General features: G+C 62.3%; 2 pseudogenes. Both read left to right on the top strand.

From position 1 onward, the window contains the following. Positions 1–12: 12 nt before the first annotated feature. Positions 13–1173 (top strand): annotated as a pseudogene (locus EOA33_RS32250) (DALR anticodon-binding domain-containing protein); the annotation flags it as partial. A 103-nt stretch (positions 1174–1276) separates the two neighbouring features. Beyond that, a pseudogene (locus EOA33_RS32245) lies at positions 1277–2455 on the top strand (SPOR domain-containing protein); the annotation flags it as partial.

Below are 2455 nucleotides of genomic sequence, written 5' to 3'. Positions count from 1 at the left end.
AGATAGTCGCCCGGCCTCTATCCGGGCGACTATCTCGTGCCGGTCGGCCAGGCGCTGGCGCAGGAGTTCGGCGGCAAACTGCTGCAGATGCCGGAGGACGAGGCGCTGGCCATCGTCAAGGATCGCACTATCGACGCAATGATGGCGATGATCCGTGAGGACCTGGCGCTGCTCAACGTGCATCACGACGTGTTCTTCTCCGAGCGCACGCTGCACGCCGACCATGCCAAGAAGATCAGGGCGGCGATCGCCGACCTGACGCTGAAGGGTCATATCTACAAGGGCAAGCTGCCGCCGCCCAAGGGCGAGAAGCCGGACGACTGGGAAGACCGCGAGCAGACCCTGTTCCGCTCGACGGCCGTCGGCGACGACATGGACCGGGCGCTGGTCAAGTCGGACGGTTCCTTCACCTATTTCGCCGCCGATGTCGCCTACCTCAAGGACAAGGTGGAGCGCGGCTTCGTCGACCTGATCTATGTGCTGGGCGCCGACCATGGCGGATACGTCAAGCGGCTGGAGGCGCTCGCCCGGGCCATCGCCGGCGACGAGGTGAAGCTCACAGTGCTGCTTTGCCAACTGGTGAAGTTGTTCCGCGACGGCGAGCCGGTCCGCATGTCCAAGCGCTCCGGCGATTTCGTCACACTGCGCGAGGTGGTCGAAGAGGTCGGTCGCGATCCGATCCGCTTTATGATGCTTTACCGCAAGAACGACGCGCCGCTCGACTTCGATTTCGCCAAGGTGACCGAGCAATCGAAGGACAATCCGGTGTTCTACGTGCAGTACGCCTCGGCGCGCTGCCACTCGGTGTTCCGGCAGGCGAGCGAGCAGTTGGGCGAGGCTAATTTCGATCGCAACCGGCTGACGGCTTCGGTGGCTTCGCTCTCGGACGAGGGCGAAATCGGCCTGATCCGGAAGCTGGCTGAATATCCCAGGCTGATTGAGTCCGCGGCTCTTGCATTGGAGCCGCACAGGCTGGCATTCTACCTCTACGATCTGGCTTCCAGCTTCCATGGACACTGGAACCGGGGGACCGATAATCCCGACTTACGTTTTGTTAAGGTTAACGACCGACAATTGACGTATGCCAGACTAGGGCTGGTGCAGGCTGTTTCGGACGTTTTGACGTCCGGCCTGACGCTGATAGGGGCGGATGCGCCCACCGAGATGCGTTAGGTTTGACTAAAAAACCTGTCACCTTTTGCCCACATTGCGCTGGTAAGGGCCAACCCTGCGCGACGTCCATGGCGTCCGACTGTGTGCGAGTTCGGGAACAATAATGGCAGACAGAACCCAGCTGAAAGTAGCCGATCGCAACGACATCGCTGACGACGATCCGTTTGCGGAACTGACCAGGATCATGGGTTTCGACCCGCGCCAGCCGGTAAAGCCGCAGGCGCCTGTCCAGAAGGCTGCGCCCGCCAATCAGCCTGCCGCGGAGGGCGATTTCGACATCGACCTCGAGAAGGAACTGATGGGCGAGTTCGGCGCGGAGGAGAGCAAAGCCGTCGCGCAACCGAAAGAGCCGGCTTTCGAAGCCGCGGCCCGCAACGCGCTTGACGACGAGCTTGCGGCGTCGCTCGACCAGGACTTCGTGTTCGACGATATCGAGGACCATCATTTCGCCACCGCGCCCGCGGCAGGCGCTGTAGCGGCGCCGCAGGTCGATGCGGAGCCTGAGCTCGCAGCGGCCTTCGATGATGATCTCGGCCAGGCGGTCGCCAGTTCGCTCGAAGACGTCTCTCCGCTCGACGACGATCTGCCGATGGACGACGAGCTTGCCGCGTCGCTCGATCGGGAATTCCAGCTCGGCGATCATGCCGTCGAGGCAGTCGACCATCGTGCCGCAGAGGTTGCAGCGCCGGCGGTCGAAACCGCGTTCGAGGACGATTTCGATAATGCTGTTTCCCTGTCGCTCGAGGATGAACTGACGCTCGACGACCACGCGTCCGCTGATGACTACGTCGCTCTGGCCGTTGCCGAACATCCGGCGCCTGTTCAGGCTGTTGCCGACCAAGCGATTTCAGAGGAGGACTTTTCTGGTCACTTCGACGAGGCGATGGCCGATGTCGACACGGATATCGAGGCGCAGGCGGAACACCCGGCTGAAATCGATGAGCCGCTGACCGTCGAACAGCCTGCCGACGCTGCTTATGCCGCCGACACAGACGGTTCCGAGCTTGCCGAGCAGGCGTCCTTCGACGACGATTTCGCGCTCAGCATCGACGATGCCGAAGAGTCGCTGGCTGCCGCAGTGCCTGTCGAGCCTGTATATGCCGTCGAAGGCGATGCCACAGACCTTGCCGCGCAGGAAGCCTTCGAAGATGATGTCGAGCATGCGCTGACCGAAGAGGTTGAAGAGCCGGCTGCCGAATTCGCCGCCTTTGCGGACGAGCCGATCGCGCCTGCGGTCTTCGAGCTTGATATCGAAGATGCGCCGGCCGGAGAGGTTGAAGAA

The organism is Mesorhizobium sp. M4A.F.Ca.ET.050.02.1.1 (genome assembly GCF_003997725.1).
Lineage (GTDB): Bacteria > Pseudomonadota > Alphaproteobacteria > Rhizobiales > Rhizobiaceae > Mesorhizobium.
Note: the sequence above shows the minus strand (reverse complement) of the source record. Positions and strands in the feature narration are given on the sequence as shown.